Source organism: Vibrio gelatinilyticus (assembly GCF_022836845.1).
Classification (GTDB): Bacteria; Pseudomonadota; Gammaproteobacteria; order Enterobacterales; family Vibrionaceae; genus Vibrio; species Vibrio gelatinilyticus.
The window spans coordinates 100,361-118,812 of sequence record NZ_JAJNNZ010000007.1 but is presented as its reverse complement, the minus strand read 5'-3'; the positions used below and the strand labels follow the sequence as shown (position 1 = coordinate 118,812).

The window sequence follows — 18,452 nt, the reverse complement described above, 5'->3', positions numbered from 1 at the left end:
ACTCAACATTGATCTAGTTCAAAATTTGGGTTTTTGGACGCGTTATAGTACACCTTGTCGTCTCGTTACACTTTTGTGGTGTAGCATGTTGAGCAAGACGACACTTCCTTTTGAAGGCTGACTTTACTTTCTCCTAATCAGGAAACTGATTAATTTCAATTGGCGCAAGTTAATTGCTTTATACATTCCAACCACACAGATTTGTGTGGTTTTTTTTTGCCTCGATTTAATCTGTCTTCAACTTTTTCGGTTGGCGTTGATATATTTCTCATCAAATCTAGCCTTAAAAATTTAGCGTAAGCTTTTGATTTTAATTCAATATAGTGTGTTATCTCAAGCTGTAATGTCATTGATTTCGCATCTTGTTATCTAATCCTCCAATAGTAGCGCTAATTTTCATTAAACAGTTGTTTAATTTTATTAACAACTTCGTTACAATGATGTGGTCTGACCTCTATGTCAAAGGAGATAACATGGGCAAACAGAACCCGAGGAAGATCAGCCTTACTACACGCAACGGCGAACGGATAGCCGTGGTTGCAGGATTACGAACACCATTTGCAAGACAAAGTACCGAATTTAGCCAAGTACCGGCAGTTGATTTGGGAAAAATGGTGGTAGCAGAAATGATGGCGCGAACCGACATTGACCCAAAATTGATTGATCAAGTGGTCTTTGGACAAGTGGTTCAGATGCCCGAAGCGCCTAATATTGCGAGAGAAATTGTGTTGGGCACCGGTATGAACATCGGTACGGACGCTTACAGTGTGACTCGCGCTTGTGCAACCAGTTTCCAGGCTGCGGCAAACGTTTGTGAAAGTATTATGGCGGGCACCATCGATGTGGGGATTGCCGGTGGAGCGGATTCGTCTTCTGTTTTACCTATCGGTGTATCTAAGAAACTGGCGGCGAATCTACTTGCCCTGAGTAAAACCAAAACTGTGGGTCAAAAACTTAAGATCCTCAAACAGCTTTCTATTAAAGATCTCATGCCTGTTCCTCCGGCGGTCGCGGAGTATTCGACTGGGCTTTCTATGGGGCAAACGGCGGAGCAGATGGCAAAAACCCATGGAATTAGCCGCGAGGAACAAGATGCACTGGCTCACCGTTCTCATACGTTGGCATCTCAAGCGTGGAAAGACGGTAAGGTTCGTGATGAAGTCATGACTGCTTTTCCTGCACCTTACAAAAAGTCATTAGATGAAGACAACAACGTAAGACATGATTCAACCTTGGAAGGTTACGCAAAGTTAAGGCCAGCCTTTGATCGTCAATACGGCAGTGTTACGGCTGCGAATGCAACGCCTCTCACTGATGGTGGCGCGGCTATTATGCTCATGAGGGAAGGCAGAGCTAAAGAATTAGGTCTAGAAATCAAAGGCTATATTCGTTCGTACGCATTTTCAGCTATCGGTGTCGAGAAAGACATGCTCATGGGCCCCTCTTATGCCACACCAATGGCGCTTGACCGAGCTGGGGTTTCACTGTCCGACCTTACGCTTATCGATATGCACGAGGCATTCGCGGCACAAGCGTTATCGAACGTAAAAATGTTTGCCAGCGAAAAATTTGCCAAAGAAAAACTCAATCGCTCTTCGGCGATTGGTGAAATTGATATGGATAAATTCAATGTGTTGGGAGGCTCGATTGCCTACGGTCACCCATTTGCTGCAACCGGCGCACGAATGATTACTCAAACACTAAACGAATTAGCACGTCGTGGTGGAGGGCTTGCGCTTAACACAGCGTGTGCCGCAGGCGGGCTAGGTGCAGCAATGATTTTGGAGGTCGAATAATGAGTGATGACAAAGCATTTTACCTGACGATTGATTCTGACAACGTTGCGTGGTTGGGTATTGATGTACCAAACGAGAAAATGAATACGCTGCAAGCAGCCTTTGCTGACGAGATGAAAGAGGTCTTCGCCCAACTCGAAGAACAAAAGAGTGATCTGAAAGGTCTTATTGTTCATTCTCTAAAACCAGATAATTTTATCGCTGGTGCTGACGTGCGGATGCTAGATGCGTGTACATCCGCTTCTGAAGCGCAGAATCTGGCAGCCGAAGGGCAAAGAATGTTCCAGCAGCTATCGGATCTGCCGTTTCCCGTGGTCGCGGCCATTCACGGCCCGTGTTTGGGGGGAGGCTTAGAATTAGCATTGGCTTGTGATTACCGTGTATGCAGTGATTCTGATGCGACTCGACTTGGCCTACCTGAAGTTCAGCTTGGTTTGCTACCGGGTTCAGGTGGAACGCAACGTTTACCACGATTAATCGGTTTATTGCCTTCGCTAGATTTGATACTGACGGGTAAGCAACATAGAGCGAAGAAAGCGAAGAAGCTCGGCGTTGTGGATGCTAGCGTACCGCAAACTATCTTATTGGACGTTGCTAAGAAGTTTTTAGATAAAGGTAAAGCGAGAAAAGCGAAAAAACTGTCGAAGAAAGAAGTTCTGATGTCCGGTACTGGGCTCGGTCGCAAAATGGTATTTGAGCAGGCGCAAAAGAAAACTCATGCCAAAACACGTGGCAATTACCCTGCCGCAGATGCGATTCTTGACGTTATTCGCGTTGGCTTAGAAAAGGGAATGGCGCGTGGACTCGAATACGAAGCTGAGCGCTTCGGGCAGTTGGTGATGACTTCTGAATCGAAATCGTTACGTTCTATTTTCTTTGCAACGACTGAGATGAAAAAAGAGTCGGGGAGCTCTGCTGAGCCTAAAGGCATTGGCAGTGCCATTGTACTGGGTGGCGGATTGATGGGCGCTGGTATTACTCATGTGTCCGTTGCTAAAGCTAAGGTTCCGGTACGGATCAAAGATGTCTCTAATGACGGTGTGCTCAATGCGATGAACTACAATTATAAGTTGTTTGAAAAGCAGCGTAAGCGTCGAATCATTAGTAAAGCGGGGCTAGAGAGCAAGATGTTGCAAATCTCCGGTGGTACAGATCACACTGGATTTAAACACGCCGACATCGTCATTGAAGCCGTTTTTGAAGATCTTTCTTTGAAGCAGAAAATGGTCGCTGACGTCGAGCAATACGCTAAACCAACGACGATTTTTGCAACAAATACATCTTCTTTACCGATTCATCAAATTGCCGAGAAAGCACAGCGACCTGAAAACATTGTTGGCCTGCACTACTTTAGTCCTGCCGACAAAATGCCGCTGGTTGAAGTGATCCCTCATGACAAGACATCAGATGAAACCATCGCCACAGCGGTTAAGTTTGCGCGCAAACAAGGCAAAACAGCGATCGTCGTTAAAGATTGTGCTGGGTTTTATGTGAATCGAATCTTAGCGCCATATATGAATGAAGCGGCTAATGTTCTGCTTTCGAACGAGCCAATTGAAGCACTTGATAACGCACTGCTTAACTTTGGCTTCCCTGTCGGGCCAATCACCTTACTTGATGAGGTCGGAGTCGACATTGGCGCTAAGATAATGCCTATCCTGGTTGAAGAATTAGGGCCACGTTTCCAGGGGCCAGATGTGTTTGACACATTACTGAATGATGGACGTAAAGGCCGGAAAGTGGGCAAAGGTTTTTACAGTTATAAGGGCAAGAAAAAGAGCGTTGATCGATCGGTGTACAGCTTGCTTGGTTTGAAGCCTGAGGCGAAGATGGCAGAAAAAGACCTCGCTATTCGATGCGTACTACCCATGCTTAATGAAGCGGTGCGCTGCTTAGACGAGGGCATTATTCGTTCACCAAGAGATGGTGATATTGGCGCCATCTTTGGTATAGGCTTCCCTCCGTTCTTAGGAGGCCCTTTCCGCTATTTAGATGCACTGGGGCTAGAAAATGTTGTTAAGCTAATGAATGAACACGCCGAAAAATACGGTGACAGATTCGCACCGTGTGATGGCCTATTAACTCGTGCAGGGCTTGGCGAAACGTTTTATTAAGTCATACATCACTAGCATGCAGTATCGATAACACGCTATTGCGTTACTTGCATTAATAAAAAGGCCTAGTCTAGTTCAAGACTAGGCCTTTTTCTGTGTTAAAACTGAGCTAGCCAAGTTCAGTATCTTGCGGGCGAAGCTGAAACTCCTCAATGGAACCGATCTCTAATCCAAGATCTAATTTAGGAGCATCTTCGTGTGCGTTACCTTGAGTATGCACAATGAGGCGATTTGCTGTCCTTGGTTTTAACACCGAAGTGATAAAGCGGAGCATATCTGCTCTATCAAGCGTCTTTAGCTCATCGAGAACGTTTTCTCGTTGATCAAATTCGGTGTCTTTATTGCCTATCGCGACCCATAGACGCTGTGCTCTGCCACGTAATGTTGTATCTGGGGTCGCTATTTGATTCCAAAGGCCTTTCTTACTGCTGTGCCATTGGTAGTCATTAAGTTCAAGTAACACCATATAAAACGCATTAAGAAACTCATCGATGGATTTAATCAGATCCAATGGCGCAGCGTTGGGCGACTGAACATAAAGCACAATGCCGGGGTGTCGGTTGAGTGGCATGTTACCAGTGCCAACCATATAGCCCAGTTGCTGCTTTGTGCGTATTTCATGGAAGAAAGTTGCAGACATCAAATGGTTTGCCAAAGAGTACAACGCGATACTGCGAGCGCTTACATCGTCACATTGATAGTAAACCACGACAGCAGAATCATCCTGATCACAAAAAATCTCTTTCTGGAAGGTGCCGTTATCTCCGAGCATAACCAGTGGGCGTAAGCTCTCTTCATATTGCTGATCAACGATGCGTAAGGCGTTTTTAAGAGTATCAGCGATCTGATGGGCACCATCACGCTGCCAGTCACCATAGACAAACATGTCAATATGAAGTTCTGCTAATATTGATTGCACAAACGTAGATAATTCATCAACCTCGACAGATTCTAGTGCTTCAATGAGCACGGGGTATGGCGGGTTATTGGGTTGCAATATTCCAGTTATCGCATTAAAAATTTGAGAGATTGGGCGATCTTTTGACGCGTTGCTCCAGCTTCTAAGTAGTTGACTTTTAATACTATCAAACCGTTGTTGATTGAACTCTCTTTTGGCAAATCGTGACAAAATCATTTCCAGCAACTTAGACTGCTTGCGGCTAAAGCCTGAGAGCGATAGCGTCACTCCACCTTGATGGGTGTACATGTCATAACTTAAACCTGCGACTTCAGCTGGGTAAGTTTCTTCAGACAGCGAGTCGAGGAACATTTCAACACACAGTCTGGTTTTGACAATATTGCGCGGTGTAGAAACTGAATGTGGGCTGTCAATTGCGATGAACACCACTCCCTTCGGCACTCGAAATTCATGATCTTGTAAGTGCCAAAGACGAAATCCGGGTAAATCCTCAATCAATTCTGGATGTGCTGCCTGTCCTTCTTTCTCAAGAGGAGCGAGGTCATAACTGATGAATGGATTTTGTTCAGGCAGCGTGAAAGGGCAGTCAGTAACGCTAACATCACTGTTAAACAGAGCTTTTTGTTGTGGTGTAAAAGGCGTTACCGAATAAGGCGTAAAATACCAGTTGGCTTGTTTGTCATAGTGTAACCCTTTTGCCACAAGCGTGACGTTAAGGTTATCAACATTGAGGTAGTCAGCGAAGCTCTTCAGAAGAGATGCATCATATCGAGCCATTTTGTAGTCACCATAAATGATGTCTTCTGGCTGGTAATTTTGCATATTGACCACTAGGTGACTAACGACATCGAGAGGTCTGGCAGGCTCTTGAAATTGAAAAGCAGATTCAAGAACCGCTCTTTTCTCAGCGTAACGCCATTCATCTAAACCATGGGCGAAAATGAGACGAATAAATTGGAAGACCTGCTGAATAATACTATCGACATGGTTGAGACCTTCGACAGACAAGGTAGCGCTAACCGAGAACTCTCGATAATTACTACCCGATGCGCCACCTCCCGCTGAGAGCGAAGTGATCCAACCGCGTTCTTTAAGCGACTGCATTAAGCTACCTTCACCTTCGTAACCAATCAAATGAGCGAAATAGGAAAGAGGCTTCTCGTGGTAATACGCTTGGGTACTTGGCATTGGGAATGCCATGATCAACTTGCGAATTTCTTTGATAGGTTCGACCTGAATATATTGACCGGTATTGTCCTTTGTAACATAAGGTACTTCAATCGCTTTGTTGGCCAAATTGTGGTTTGCGATGGAAGCGAACTTATCACGTGCCCAGGTTTCCATTTCGTCAATTTCAAAGGGACCAATAAGAGCCATTGTCATCAAATCGGATGAATAGTTATTTTGATGGAAGTCGATAATTTCTTCACGGATGGATTGCTCGCCGCGATCGGCTAGAGTGTGCTGATTACCAACAGAGAACTTAGCGAAAGGGTGAGCTGGATTGATGGTTTCCTTTTGTACTTGATAGAGCCTTCTACCATCTTCATTTAGTTTAAGTTTGTATTCTGAATCAACGGCTTGTCGCTCTTTGTCCAAAGCCTCTGAGTTGAATAATGGAGCAGTAAAAAACTGGCTAAATCGGTCTAGCCCTTTTTCAAAAGCGTTGGGATAAATATCAAAGAAAAAACAGGTGTGCTCTGTGCCAGTCCAGGCATTATTAGTACCACCATGTTGGTTGATAAAAGACTGAAATTCACCCACTTTAGGGTATTTTTCTGTCCCTAAAAATAGCATGTGTTCAAGATAATGAGCCAAACCTTCTCGGTCTTGGGGATCATCAAAATGGCCAACATTAACCGCTAATGAGGCTGCGGCTTTTTGTACTTGCTCGTCACTAATGATCAGAACGCGCAAGTTGTTGTCTAGCGTTATATAGCGATATGAACGATTATCGTTAGGGCTTAGATGCACTTACCTTCTCCAGAATAAGTCGTGCGAGGAGCTGTTTCCCTGCAGGCGGCGACAAAAAGTCGTGAATGATGAGCGCTTGATCGAACACGATTGATTGAATTAGTAATAATTATGGCGCTCAATACCAAACTAGCCAATGAAAAGTTACGTATAATCAGAAAAGTACTTACCAAATTGTTAAGAAAGTCGAATCCTTTAGCAAGCGAATTGATATAATGAATTTATAATTACCGGTTTTGGCTAGTGTTAGTGTCCCCCATTATTTCTGGGTGTAACAGTTATGATAGTAGACCTTTTCTGTCTTAGTGTTTTAAGTGCGGCAGAAGTGCTTAGAACGTAAAGGAAGCAGTATGAAAATATTTATTATGCGCCATGGTGAAGCTGTTCATTATGCGCCAAGTGATGAAGAAAGAGCGTTGACGGAACACGGGATCTCCTGTTCTTTGTCGGTCGCCAAAGCATGCAAGTCGCAAGGGTTTGGTCGATTCGATAAGGTTCTGGTGAGTCCTTATTTGCGAGCCCAACAGACGTGGCAAGCCATTAATCAGGAATTCATGACTCTTTCTGTTGAGACTTGCGATGACATTACGCCTTATGGCCACTCTGAAGATGTTGTCGAGTTTGTGTGTGCTCTGGCTGAAGTCGAAAAGTTAGACTCTATTTTGCTCGTCTCTCATCTGCCGCTGGTGGGATACCTCACGGCAGATTTTGTTGGAGACATTGCCGCCCCGATGTTTCCGACCTCTGGTCTCGCGTGCGTCGACTTTGATTTAACTCAACGCAAGGGCGCTATGCTCTGGCATATCAACCCATAAAGTCATCGCCCTACTCACTCACGAGGGTAGGGCATCACTACTTTTCTGGTACAGACAGAAGCACGAGTAGCGCCCCATCGCCACCAAATTCTAAAGGTGCCTGGTGAAAAGCCATCACATCAGGGTGCTGGGCAAGCCACAGTGGCGTTTTTTGCTTGAGGATGTGCTTGCCAATACCATGCATAACACACGCACAATGGACACTTTCTTTTATGCAGTGAGCGATCATCGCGCCGAGTTCGCGTTTTGCTTCGGTTTGCGTCATTCCGTGCATATCCAAAAACACATCTGGTACATACACACCACGTCGTAGTCGCTTCACTTCATACTGAGATACATCAGAGCGAGCATAACGTGTGGGCCCAGTCTCACTTAAATGTGGGACAAACTCGTCAGAGAAGTAAAATTCAGCATCTTTTGCCTCTTTAGTGAGCCTTTTTGCTTCTTTTTGCTTCTTATTTCTGTTTGGCTGCTGGACTATGGTATCCTGTTGCAACTTTTTTACGCCCTTTACTGCATCCTGAAACAGGCTGAAATCGTCATCAATTTCGGTGTCTTTCTTAGTCATGGAATAAGGAACTATGTTAGAAAATTCTTGTAGGCAGTATTGTAGCGCTTTTTGGAGGCAATTTTGGATAAGATTTTTGTAGAAGAGGCGGTTTCTGAGCTTCACACGCTTCAAGATTTGATACGTTGGACTGTAAGTCGCTTCAATGCGGCGGGGCTGTTTTACGGTCATGGTACTGACAATGCTTGGGACGAAGCGGTTCAACTGATTCTACCAACACTTTATCTACCAATCGATGTGCCTTCACATGTGATGAACTCTCGATTGACTAGCAGTGAGCGACTGCGAATCGTTGAGCGTGTTATTCGTCGAATCAACGAACGCACACCTACGGCTTATTTAACCAATAAAGCGTGGTTCTGTGGCCTGGAGTTCTTTGTCGACGAGCGCGTCTTGGTACCTCGTTCGCCAATAGGCGAGTTGATTGAAGCTCAGTTCCAGCCATGGTTAGTTGAAGAGCCAACGCGTATTATGGACTTGTGTACTGGAAGTGGTTGTATTGCGATTGCCTGTGCCCATGCCTTCCCAGAAGCCGAGGTCGACGCGATAGACATCTCAGTTGATGCTCTGGCCGTGGCAGAACAGAACATTCAAGATCACGGTATGGAACAACAGGTGTTCCCAATTCGCTCAGATCTGTTTCGCGACTTAGCGAAAGAGAAGTACAACCTGATTGTGTCCAACCCACCCTATGTAGACCAAGAAGACATGGACTCGTTACCAGATGAGTTTACGCATGAGCCTGAGCTAGGATTGGCTGCGGGTAGCGATGGACTTAAACTGGTACGTAGAATTCTAGCGAATGCACCCGATTACCTGACGGACGATGGCATCTTGATCTGTGAAGTGGGTAATTCAATGGTTCATATGATGGATCAATACCCAGAAATTCCGTTCACGTGGATCGAATTTGCCAACGGTGGCCACGGCGTATTTATGATGACGCGTGAACAATTGGTTGCCTGTCACGATGAGTTTGCTCTTTATAAAGATTAATGCTTTTCGAGCAACATAAAAAAAGCGTCATCTTCGGATGGCGCTTTTTGTTTATTAGGGGTTTACATCATCCATTAATCTCGTCACTATGAAATTATGAACAACAGATAGACAAATCAAACAAGCAAAGGACACCAAGTCAGGTGCGTGCTTGTTCTGAAGGACAGAGGATGTAATGGCAGGAAATAGTATCGGACAACACTTTCGAGTGACAACATTCGGAGAAAGTCACGGTATCGCATTAGGTTGTATTGTCGATGGATGCCCCCCAGGATTAGAAATAACAGAAGCAGATTTGCAAGTGGACCTCGATCGACGTCGTCCAGGCACTTCTCGCTATACAACTCAGCGCCGTGAACCAGATGAAGTGAAAATTCTATCAGGAGTTTTTGAGGGACAAACGACGGGCACGTCTATTGGCTTGTTGATAGAAAATACCGATCAGCGCTCCAAAGATTATTCCGAGATCAAAGATAAGTTCCGCCCAGGGCACGCAGACTACACATACCACCAAAAGTACGGGACACGTGATTACCGAGGCGGTGGTCGTTCATCTGCGCGTGAAACTGCGATGCGTGTTGCTGCAGGTGCGATTGCGAAAAAATATCTAAAACAAGAGTTTGGCGTAGAAATCAGAGCTTATTTATCTCAAATGGGTGACGTTTCAATTGATAAAGTGGATTGGAACGAGATTGAGAACAATGCCTTTTTCTGTCCTGACGCAGAGAAAGTCGACGCCTTTGACCAGTTGATTCGTGACCTTAAAAAACAAGGGGATTCAATCGGAGCCAAGCTTCAAGTTGTTGCAACTAAAGTTCCTGTTGGCTTAGGTGAGCCGATATTTGACCGATTGGATGCAGACATTGCCCACGCACTAATGAGCATCAATGCCGTGAAAGGTGTTGAGATTGGTGATGGCTTTGATGTTGTAAAACAAAAGGGCAGTGAGCATCGTGATCCTTTAACCCCGAACGGCTTCGCCAGTAATCATGCTGGTGGTATTTTAGGGGGAATTTCGAGTGGCCAGGACATTGTCGCAAACATCGCACTGAAACCAACGTCCAGCATCACTGTACCTGGTGATACCATCACTAGACAAGGTGAGCCTACCCAGTTAATTACCAAAGGTCGCCATGACCCATGTGTTGGTATTCGTGCTGTGCCAATTGCCGAGGCAATGTTAGCCATTGTACTAATGGACCACTTGTTAAGGCATCGTGGGCAAAACCACGGTGTGACCACCGAAACTCCGGTTATCTAAATTAAACGCCCAGATGGGCGTTTTTTTGTACTGGCTCACGACTTGAATAAAAATCTACCTACAATCTTTTCTGATATGAATTTAATCACATTAATCCCTTAACTATCGGTTCAAACTGGAACTCTCTGTAGGCGAGGGAGGTTGTGTTATTTGGACATTCCGATCCGAAAAATGACTTGGAAGACGGGCAGGCGGTTATCCGCCTACCTCAACGTACTGCGTGTGTTTCCAAACATTTTCAGGAGTGAATTATGTCTCAAAACGAAATTCGAAATATCGCCTTTGTTGGTCAAAGTGGTACCGGTAAAACCAGCTTAGTCGAGCGACTGCTTTATCTGTCCCATACCTCCCGGCATCTTGGTCATGTCGAAGATGGCGACACCATTACTGATTTTGACGACCAGTCTATTCAATATCATCACAGTGTTGAGGCGACCCCGGTTGCGTTATCTTGGCACAATCATCGAATTAATATCATAGATACTCCAGGGCAAGCAGAGCTGATGGGGCGAGCTTTGAGCATCTATCCAGCCGTAGAATCAACCGCACTGATTCTAGATAGTCATACTCCGATAAACCAGATTTCCGAAAAGCTGCAACGACTCTCTTTAGAGCGCCAAAAATGTCGAATGATAGTGATTAATAAGATTGATAACCACCCTGACAAGCTATTAGCAATGCTTGATGAGATAGAGCAGCGTTTTGGTACGGAATGCCTGCCAATTAATTTGCCCTCAACAAAGGCTGATGAGGTGGTCGACTGTTATTTCAAGCCAGCGTATGAGCAGGAAACGTTGATATCGAGTGTCGAAGAAGCCCACGAGCTTTTAATTGATCAGGTGGTGGAAGTAGATGAAGAGTTAATGGAGGTCTATCTTGAACAAGGTTCAGCGCTGACCCCCAAACAATTGCATGACCCTTTTGAAGAAGCTCTGCGAACTGGCCATGTTATCCCAATTTGCTTTGTCTCAGCCGAAACGGGCGCTGGGTGCGAGTTACTCCTGGACACACTGACCGAAATCATGCCAATGCCTGATGAAGGAAACCCTCCGCTTCTAGAGAAAGCCGGGAATCTTATCAGTATTGATTGCGATCGGTTGGATCATACTCTGGCTCATGTTTACAAAGTGAGCGTCGATCCTTATATGGGGAAGCTGGCTTATGTCAGAGTCTTTCAAGGTGAGATCACCGCTGGGAGCCAATTGTTTATCGGGGAAAACAATAAAGCGTTTAAAGTGGGACACTTATATCAAATGCAGGGCAAAAAACGCATTGAAATCGAGAATGCCAAAGCGGGTGATTTATGTGTATTGGTTAAAGTGGATGACCTGCAATTCGACTCGGTGATCCATGACTCACACGATGAAGACGGCGTAGCGTTTAAAACGCTGCAATTTCCAGAATCAATGTATAACCTGGCTCTCAAACCTACGAAGCGTGGAGATGAACAGAAATTGTCAGACGTTTTGGCAAAAATCGCAGCGGAAGACCCATCGCTGAGAATAGATCATCGTACCCGGGTCAATGAAACGGTGCTCAGTGGACAGGGTGAATTTCATTTGAAAATTGCGCTAGAAAAAATGGCTGCGGTGTACAAGTTGGATGTAGAAACGACTCAGCCAAGCGTTGAGTATTTTGAGACCATCACCAAGAAAGCTGAGGGGCAATATCGCCACAAAAAACAAAGTGGAGGGGCGGGGCAGTTCGGTGAAGTCCAACTCAAAGTTGCGCCTTTAGAGCGGGGTACTGGATTTAAATTTGTGAATAAAGTGGTGGGTGGTGCGATACCAACGTCATTAATTCCTGCCGTTGAGAAAGGCATTCGTCAAGCGTTAGAAGAGGGGGCTATTTCGGGTAACCCAATCCGAGACATTGAAGTGACGGTGTACGATGGAAAATATCATTCAGTAGATTCCAAAGAAATCGCTTTTGTTATTGCCGGGAAAAAAGCATTTTTAGATGCAGTGGCAAATGCAGCTCCGATAGTTTTAGAGCCAATTGTTGATCTCACATTAGAAATTCCAACCTCTACAGTAGGTGATGTCTCCGGTGACTTATCGGGCAATAGAGGCTTGATTGTAGGCAGCCAACAAGGGAATTTTGGTACAACTTTGCTAGATGCAAAATCGCCAGTCAATGAATTACAGGATTATTCGCGCAGAGTAAAAGCGCTCACTGGCGGGGAAGGGCGTTTTAGTATGACGTTAAGTCATTATGAGCCTGCCCCTCCTCCGATACAGAAGCAAGTCTGTGAAGGTACAGCGTCGTAACTGATATTGGAATAGAGCAATAAGTCCTGATGTGAAGTGACCCCCAATAATTGGTGTCCAACCATTGGGGGTCACTTCACAGTGCTAGGGCTTTTTTACTTGTTTTGATTGGTGTGCCAACTAGTGAATGGTTTCTCCATTTTCAAGCTTGAAGGAAGGCAATCGCCACTTAAATCGAACTGAAGCCATACGCAGTATGTAGCCAATAATAAGAGTGACGACGGTTGTCACTAGAATGTCGACATTGAAATAAAGCATGGTTAAATACAAAGAAGAAGCCATTACAGAGATCGAGGCGTACAACTCGTGATGGAGCACCAAAGGTGTTTGACGACAAATCAAATCACGTAACAGCCCGCCAAATACACCTGTAACCAGGCCAGATACGACGCAAATAAAAGGGTGCAACCCCATTTCGATGCCTACATTAGTACCAATAATGGTAAATACAACCAGACCTAGAGCGTCAAGACGGATGAAAATGCCCTTTAATTGTATGATCCAACGCGCGAAACCTGTTGTTATAACACCTGCTATACAGGTAATAACAAGAAATTCAGGGTGCTTAACCCAGCCAAGTGGATAATGCCCAAGCAAGATGTCCCTGACAGTACCGCCACCAATAGCGGTCGCGCTGGCAACAAGCATGACACCAAACCAATCCATAGTGCGACGGCCAGCGCTAAGTGCTCCGGTCATGGCTTCTGCGGTGATGCCAATGATATAAAGTACGCTTAATAACATGACGAGGCTCACGAAAATATAATGTAGGCAGTCTAAATAGAATCGTGTGTTTTGACGAATGAAAAAATATACACCTAAGTCTACATTCACGTTAGTTAATGTAATCTGAAAATAGAACTTTCAAACCAACAACTCATTCTGATACCGCCTGCTTGAGATGGGCTATCGGTGGTTTTAATGATAATTCAACGCTCGCTCTTGATTTGGCTTTACGAAATAATCAATAGCAGCGAAAATAGCACTCTGAATTTATCGAAACAGTTGACTCATGAGCCATCAATATCAAGATCTGATCTCCATTTTCAATCAGACATTTTATTCTCAATATAATACGCGTTTAGAGTTAGGTGGTGATGAACCCATCTACCTCCCTAGCGACCAGAACACCTTGTATCATCGTATTATTTTTGCTCGTGGCTATTACGCTTCAGCAATGCATGAGATTGCTCATTGGTGTGTTGCTGGCCCAGAGCGCCGATTATTAGAGGATTTCGGTTACTGGTATGAACCTGACGGTCGCAGCGCCGAAGTTCAAGCTGAGTTCGAGCGCGTTGAGATACGTCCACAGGCCTATGAGTGGATTTTATCGATCAGTGCAGGCTTTCCATTTACGGTTAGCTGTGACAACCTTAGTGGCGATGTTGAACCGGATCGCCTTGCTTTTATGAGTAAAGTGCACCAAGAAGTTATTAAGCTCCTTGAGGTCGGTTTACCACCGAGAGTTAAACAATTAAGTGATGCCCTTAGGCACTTCTATCAAAGCCCTCCTTTGACGGAAAAACTGTTTGTTGTTTGTTAACACCCCCGTTTATATAGAGAATTTGTCGATAGTTATGATTATTGAGTTAGAAGAAAAATTATTGAGTTTTATCGATTCACGAATTGCCGAGGCATCTGATGATGAACTGTTTGCTGGTGGTTACCTGAGAGGCCATATTTCTCTTTCAGTAGCCACGTGTGAAGAGCTAGGAGAAACGGAAATATCTCAACTGGTTGAACGTGTTGATAGTAGTTTGGAAGCTGCAAAGTCCGAGCTTACTCCAGCAGACCGCTTGATTGTTCAAGAACTGTGGAGTGAATTACAAAATCTATCTCAATAACTCTACCAGACTAATTCAAGAAATTTGAACAAGTCGTTGTGTGCGGTGAACTGGAGTCTTTTCTCCTATTCGTTAGTCTAGACCAACAAATTCAATACACGGTAGGTAACGAGATGAAGATAGTCGCATTTGGCGCAAGTACAAGCTCTACATCGATTAATAAGGCTTTGGCTGAGTATGCCGCAAACTTAGTAGAAGGAGCCAAAGTCACGGTATTGGACATCGCCAATTATCATGTACCAATGTTTAGTGAAGATGTAGAAAAAGAAATTGGTCAGGCGGAAGGTGCACAGGCCTTTCTTAGAGACTTATCAGATGCAGACGCATATGTTATTTCGTTTGCAGAACACAATGGACACTATCCGGCAGCGTATAAAAACCTTTTTGACTGGGCTACGCGCATCGAGCGGAGTGTATTTCAGGATAAGCCAGCGGTTTATCTATCGACGTCCCCTGGCCCTGGAGGAGCGGCGACGGTATTAGCCGCGGCGACAAACTCAGCGCCTTATTTCGGCGGTAATGTGAAAGCGAGTGTATCAGTGCCAAGCTTTTATGATAATTTTGATCTTGATAAAGGTGGTATACACAACCTTGCAATTCAGGAGCAGATCCAAGACGCAGTCTCTTTGCTTTAAGGACAGTACCTTAGCTTAAGCGCAATAGAAAAAAACCACCTCTAGAGGTGGTTTTTTAGTGCCGAAACGCTGTTATTATTGTTTTTGTCGCTTAGTGAGTTGGTGCTGCAGAGTTTAAGTTTAGCTTAGACGCAACAGTCCTTGACTTACGCAATCCGATGATAACCATAAGCGTTGCCACAACAATACATACTGAACCAATGCCTACTTGGCCTTGGAAATCACCAGTATCGGTCATTGCTTGCGCAAGAATTGGACCTGCTGCCAGACCAACTGTACCAATTTCTGGGCCATATGAGCTGAAGTAGCCTGAATGGTCTGTAGTCGCAAGAGCCGTGTAGTAACGAGCATAAACCATGTTCCAAAGCATGATATACATAGCCGAGAAGCCTAAGAACGAAGTCGTATCTTGTGTCGTTGCCATACCGAAACAAACTGCCGCATTAATCACGCTAAGTGTAACGATAATCGCAATGTGGCTGTATTTCTTGTCAACAAGAGCAGTTAAGATCCCGCCAACAACCGCCATTATTGAACCAACCGCAAGAACCAAGCCTACATCTTCAGTTGTCGCCATCATGCTGTCGCCGATGATTTCGATGTATGGGTAGATGATACCTAAACTTAGGCTATACACTAGGAACGCACCACCAACCCAAATCATAGGAACAACAAAGTGTTTCTTATCGACAGTTGTTCCTGCGTTTTCTGTGATATGTGCGTCTTTTTCAAGGCGACCGTTGTTTGGAAAGAACCAAAACGCCACAAGACAAAGTGCGGATGCGAACATAAAGAATTGATACAGGGCGTCTAAACCATAGAGCGCCATTAGCTCTGGGATCATGATAAACCAAGTGATGAGCCAAACATTAAGAGCTGCAATCATGTAGCCAAAGTTACGTCCGGGATGTTTTGTGACACTCATACCAACCAAACCAAGAGAGTAACCAATGCCTTGCCCACTACCTGCGATGATTCGGCTGTTAATAAAGCTGTCAAAATCCACCGCTGTCATACTCATGTAGTTACCTGCGATGAGTGCGATAGCTGCGGTATATCCGACGTAACGCCAGTTAGCACGACGGATTAAAAATAAAGAAAAAATCAAAGATGAAACTGCGGTAGCAAGTAATTCAACCATTGCAATGGTTTCAATTTGACCAGCATCGAGTGACATCACATCAGCGACACCGCCTAGCATAAAGGGCAAAAAGTTAAACGCATTTGGGGCGAACATAACCAGCATCGTAGCCGCGATTATCAGGCTTTTCGAATGTATGGTTCTTGTGGGGTGGGTAAGTCTTGAGATGGTACTCATTTGTATCTCCTGTCATTCCTTGAGCAAGCTGTTATTAACGTTTTTTTTCAGCTTTCTCATGTTGCGACGAAAAGGCCACTACCAATAGTCCCCCTTTGGGTTACAGGTATGTTAAATTTGTTATCTTTGTGTTTTAAGTGAATGTTTGATAGGGGTATCATTTGGCTTGTGAATGAATTGAGTTGCCCGGTATTAAGGCGCTGCTATGCAGCACCCTAAATTGGATTGTAGCCTTTGGGGATTTAGCTCCTAGCCTAATATTTTATCTTTATAGTGGCTTCTCAGATCTTTCTTACTCAGCTTTCCTGTAGCGGTATGCGGCAATTCTTCAGCAAACTCGACGGCGTCCGGAATACAAAAGCTTGCAACTTTGCCTTTATAAAAATCGAGAATTTCTTGTTCTTCTATTTCGACGCCCTTAGTCACAATGACGACCATAGGACGCTCACCCCACTTTCTATGCGGGATGCCAATAACAGCAGCTTCTTTTACGTCGGGATGAGCAACGATGATGTTTTCGAGTTCTATGGAACTGATCCATTCTCCACCGGATTTAATGACATCTTTTGATCTGTCCGTAATTAACATGTACCCATCAGGATCTATGCTTGCCACATCTCCGGTATCGAAATAGCCATTATCGTCAGTATGTTCACCTTGCTTGTAGTAACCGGACGCCACCCATGGACCGCGTACTTTCATCGAACCAAATTCGAAGCCATTCCAGTCAATCTCGTTTCCTTGCCAGTCCTCGATACGAATATCAACGCCAAAAACCACACGGCCCTGCTTTAGCTTATAGGACATCTTTTGTTCATCACTAAGTGTTTTAAGCTTTGGTTTTAATTGGTTGAATGTCCCTAGAGGGCTCATCTCCGTCATTCCCCATGCGTGATGGACTGAAACATTGAACAATTCATCAAACTCATTAATCAGTATTTCAGGGCAAGCTGAGCCTCCGACAATGATTCTATCTAGAGTAGGAATGTCAGTGTCACTTTGCTTTAAGTGCTCGAGTAAATTTAGCCAGATAACAGGCACCCCTGCCGTCATAGTCACTTTTTCGTTGTTGATCAACTCGGCAAGAGTTTCACCATCCGCCATCTTTGGACCTGGCAGCACCAATTTCGCTCCTGTCATTGGCGCGCTATAGGCGAGCCCCCATCCGTTGACGTGAAACATCGGAACGATAGGCATTACTGTTTGATCCATAGATAGGGAAAATGCATCAGGTAATGCGCTGCCCAAAGAATGCAGTACTGTCGAACGATGGCTATAAACCACACCTTTTGGGTGTCCAGTTGTTCCAGAGGTATAGCACAATGAGCTTGCTTGGTTCTCTTGTAACTGCGGCCAATCAAACGTTTCGCTATGACTAGCAATGTAGCTCTCATAGTCAATAACGTTATCTAGATCACACTTTGGCATTTTGTCTGCACTGGTTAGCATTACAAAATTGTTAACACAGTTAATGTTTTTGGCAATTTTTTCTAACAAAGGTGCAAAAAGGGGATCAAAGAACACGATCGTATCTTCTGCATGATTTATGATGTACTCGATTTGTTCTGGGAATAGCCTTGGGTTTACTGTATGCAGAACGGCGCCGGAGCAGGAAACGGCATAATATAACTCAAGGTGGCGATAGTCGTTCCACGCCAGTGTTGCAACACGTTGTCCTTGCCCGATCCCTGACGCTTGGAGGGCATTTGCTAGTTGTCGACTGCGACGGAAGGCGTCGGTTAAACAATATTTGTGATATGAATTGTCATAGGTTATCGAAACGACCTCAGTATCGCCATTGACTTTATCGGCATGACGCATGATATCGGTGATCGTTAGTGGGGTATTCATCATTTGACCAAGCATGTTTATTTCCATTTGTTGCATAAGTGTTACCAGTATGATTTTGGTCTGAGTTTGAGCAAGTACCTAGAAATTGGTA

14 protein-coding genes are annotated in these 18,452 nt (G+C 44.7%); 9 read left to right on the top strand and 5 right to left on the bottom strand.

Annotated features, from left to right (window positions below; translation table 11 throughout):
- The first annotated feature begins 473 nt into the window (after nt 1-473).
- Both fadI and fadJ read left to right on the top strand, forming a co-directional pair.
- Nucleotides 474-1,796 carry an acetyl-CoA C-acyltransferase FadI gene (gene fadI, locus LNL84_RS10730; RefSeq protein WP_244357240.1) on the top strand — a complete coding sequence of 441 codons (1,323 nt, stop codon included), beginning with the start codon at nt 474-476 and terminating at the stop codon, nt 1,794-1,796.
- On the top strand, nt 1,796-3,910 hold the full coding sequence (gene fadJ / locus LNL84_RS10725) for a fatty acid oxidation complex subunit alpha FadJ (protein ID WP_244357239.1): 2,115 nt from the start codon (nt 1,796-1,798) through the stop codon (nt 3,908-3,910). The genes fadI and fadJ overlap by 1 nt, the downstream gene beginning before the upstream one ends.
- Before the next feature lie 109 nt (nt 3,911-4,019).
- On the opposite strand, the gene LNL84_RS10720 is transcribed toward fadJ, so the two are convergent.
- Nucleotides 4,020-6,803 carry an insulinase family protein gene (locus LNL84_RS10720; protein WP_244357238.1) on the bottom strand — a complete coding sequence of 928 codons (2,784 nt, stop codon included), beginning with the start codon at nt 6,801-6,803 and terminating at the stop codon, nt 4,020-4,022.
- A 350-nt stretch (nt 6,804-7,153) separates the two neighbouring features.
- On the opposite strand from LNL84_RS10720, the gene sixA reads away from it, so the two are divergent.
- Nucleotides 7,154-7,618, top strand: a complete 465-nt coding sequence (sixA, locus tag LNL84_RS10715) for a phosphohistidine phosphatase SixA (RefSeq protein ID WP_244357237.1) — start codon at nt 7,154-7,156, stop codon at nt 7,616-7,618.
- 37 nt (nt 7,619-7,655) lie between these two features.
- On the opposite strand, the gene smrB is transcribed toward sixA, so the two are convergent.
- Nucleotides 7,656-8,186 carry an endonuclease SmrB gene (smrB, locus tag LNL84_RS10710; RefSeq protein ID WP_244357236.1) on the bottom strand — a complete coding sequence of 177 codons (531 nt, stop codon included), beginning with the start codon at nt 8,184-8,186 and terminating at the stop codon, nt 7,656-7,658.
- A gap of 63 nt (nt 8,187-8,249) precedes the next feature.
- On the opposite strand from smrB, the gene prmB reads away from it, so the two are divergent.
- The 3 genes from prmB to fusA all read left to right on the top strand — a co-directional run bounded on the left by prmB (nt 8,250) and on the right by fusA (nt 12,713).
- Nucleotides 8,250-9,182, top strand: a complete 933-nt coding sequence (gene prmB / locus LNL84_RS10705; RefSeq protein ID WP_244357235.1) for a 50S ribosomal protein L3 N(5)-glutamine methyltransferase — start codon at nt 8,250-8,252, stop codon at nt 9,180-9,182.
- A gap of 175 nt (nt 9,183-9,357) precedes the next feature.
- The gene (gene aroC, locus LNL84_RS10700; protein ID WP_244357234.1) at nt 9,358-10,443 is read left to right on the top strand and encodes a chorismate synthase; all 1,086 of its coding nucleotides are present in this window, start codon (nt 9,358-9,360) and stop codon (nt 10,441-10,443) included.
- Nucleotides 10,444-10,694: 251 nt separating this feature from the next.
- Nucleotides 10,695-12,713, top strand: coding sequence for an elongation factor G (gene fusA / locus LNL84_RS10695; RefSeq protein ID WP_244357233.1), 2,019 nt, complete (start codon nt 10,695-10,697; stop codon nt 12,711-12,713).
- 120 nt (nt 12,714-12,833) lie between these two features.
- Here the strand turns inward: fusA and LNL84_RS10690 are convergent, their stop codons facing one another.
- Complete coding sequence (locus LNL84_RS10690) at nt 12,834-13,457, bottom strand: trimeric intracellular cation channel family protein (RefSeq protein WP_244357232.1); 624 nt, start codon at nt 13,455-13,457, stop codon at nt 12,834-12,836.
- A gap of 268 nt (nt 13,458-13,725) precedes the next feature.
- Here LNL84_RS10690 and LNL84_RS10685 point away from each other — a divergent pair, with 268 nt between their 5' ends.
- From LNL84_RS10685 to LNL84_RS10675, 3 genes are all read left to right on the top strand, one after another.
- The gene (locus LNL84_RS10685; protein ID WP_244357231.1) at nt 13,726-14,256 is read left to right on the top strand and encodes an elongation factor P hydroxylase; all 531 of its coding nucleotides are present in this window, start codon (nt 13,726-13,728) and stop codon (nt 14,254-14,256) included.
- Nucleotides 14,257-14,290: 34 nt separating this feature from the next.
- Nucleotides 14,291-14,557 carry a YfcL family protein gene (locus LNL84_RS10680; RefSeq protein WP_244357340.1) on the top strand — a complete coding sequence of 89 codons (267 nt, stop codon included), beginning with the start codon at nt 14,291-14,293 and terminating at the stop codon, nt 14,555-14,557.
- Between the two features lie 113 nt (nt 14,558-14,670).
- On the top strand, nt 14,671-15,192 hold the full coding sequence (locus LNL84_RS10675; protein WP_244357230.1) for an NADPH-dependent FMN reductase: 522 nt from the start codon (nt 14,671-14,673) through the stop codon (nt 15,190-15,192).
- A gap of 91 nt (nt 15,193-15,283) precedes the next feature.
- On the opposite strand, the gene LNL84_RS10670 is transcribed toward LNL84_RS10675, so the two are convergent.
- Nucleotides 15,284-16,510, bottom strand: coding sequence for an MFS transporter (locus tag LNL84_RS10670; protein WP_244357229.1), 1,227 nt, complete (start codon nt 16,508-16,510; stop codon nt 15,284-15,286).
- A gap of 249 nt (nt 16,511-16,759) precedes the next feature.
- Complete coding sequence (locus LNL84_RS10665; RefSeq protein ID WP_244357228.1) at nt 16,760-18,397, bottom strand: long-chain fatty acid--CoA ligase; 1,638 nt, start codon at nt 18,395-18,397, stop codon at nt 16,760-16,762.
- Between the last annotated feature and the right edge of the window lie 55 nt (nt 18,398-18,452).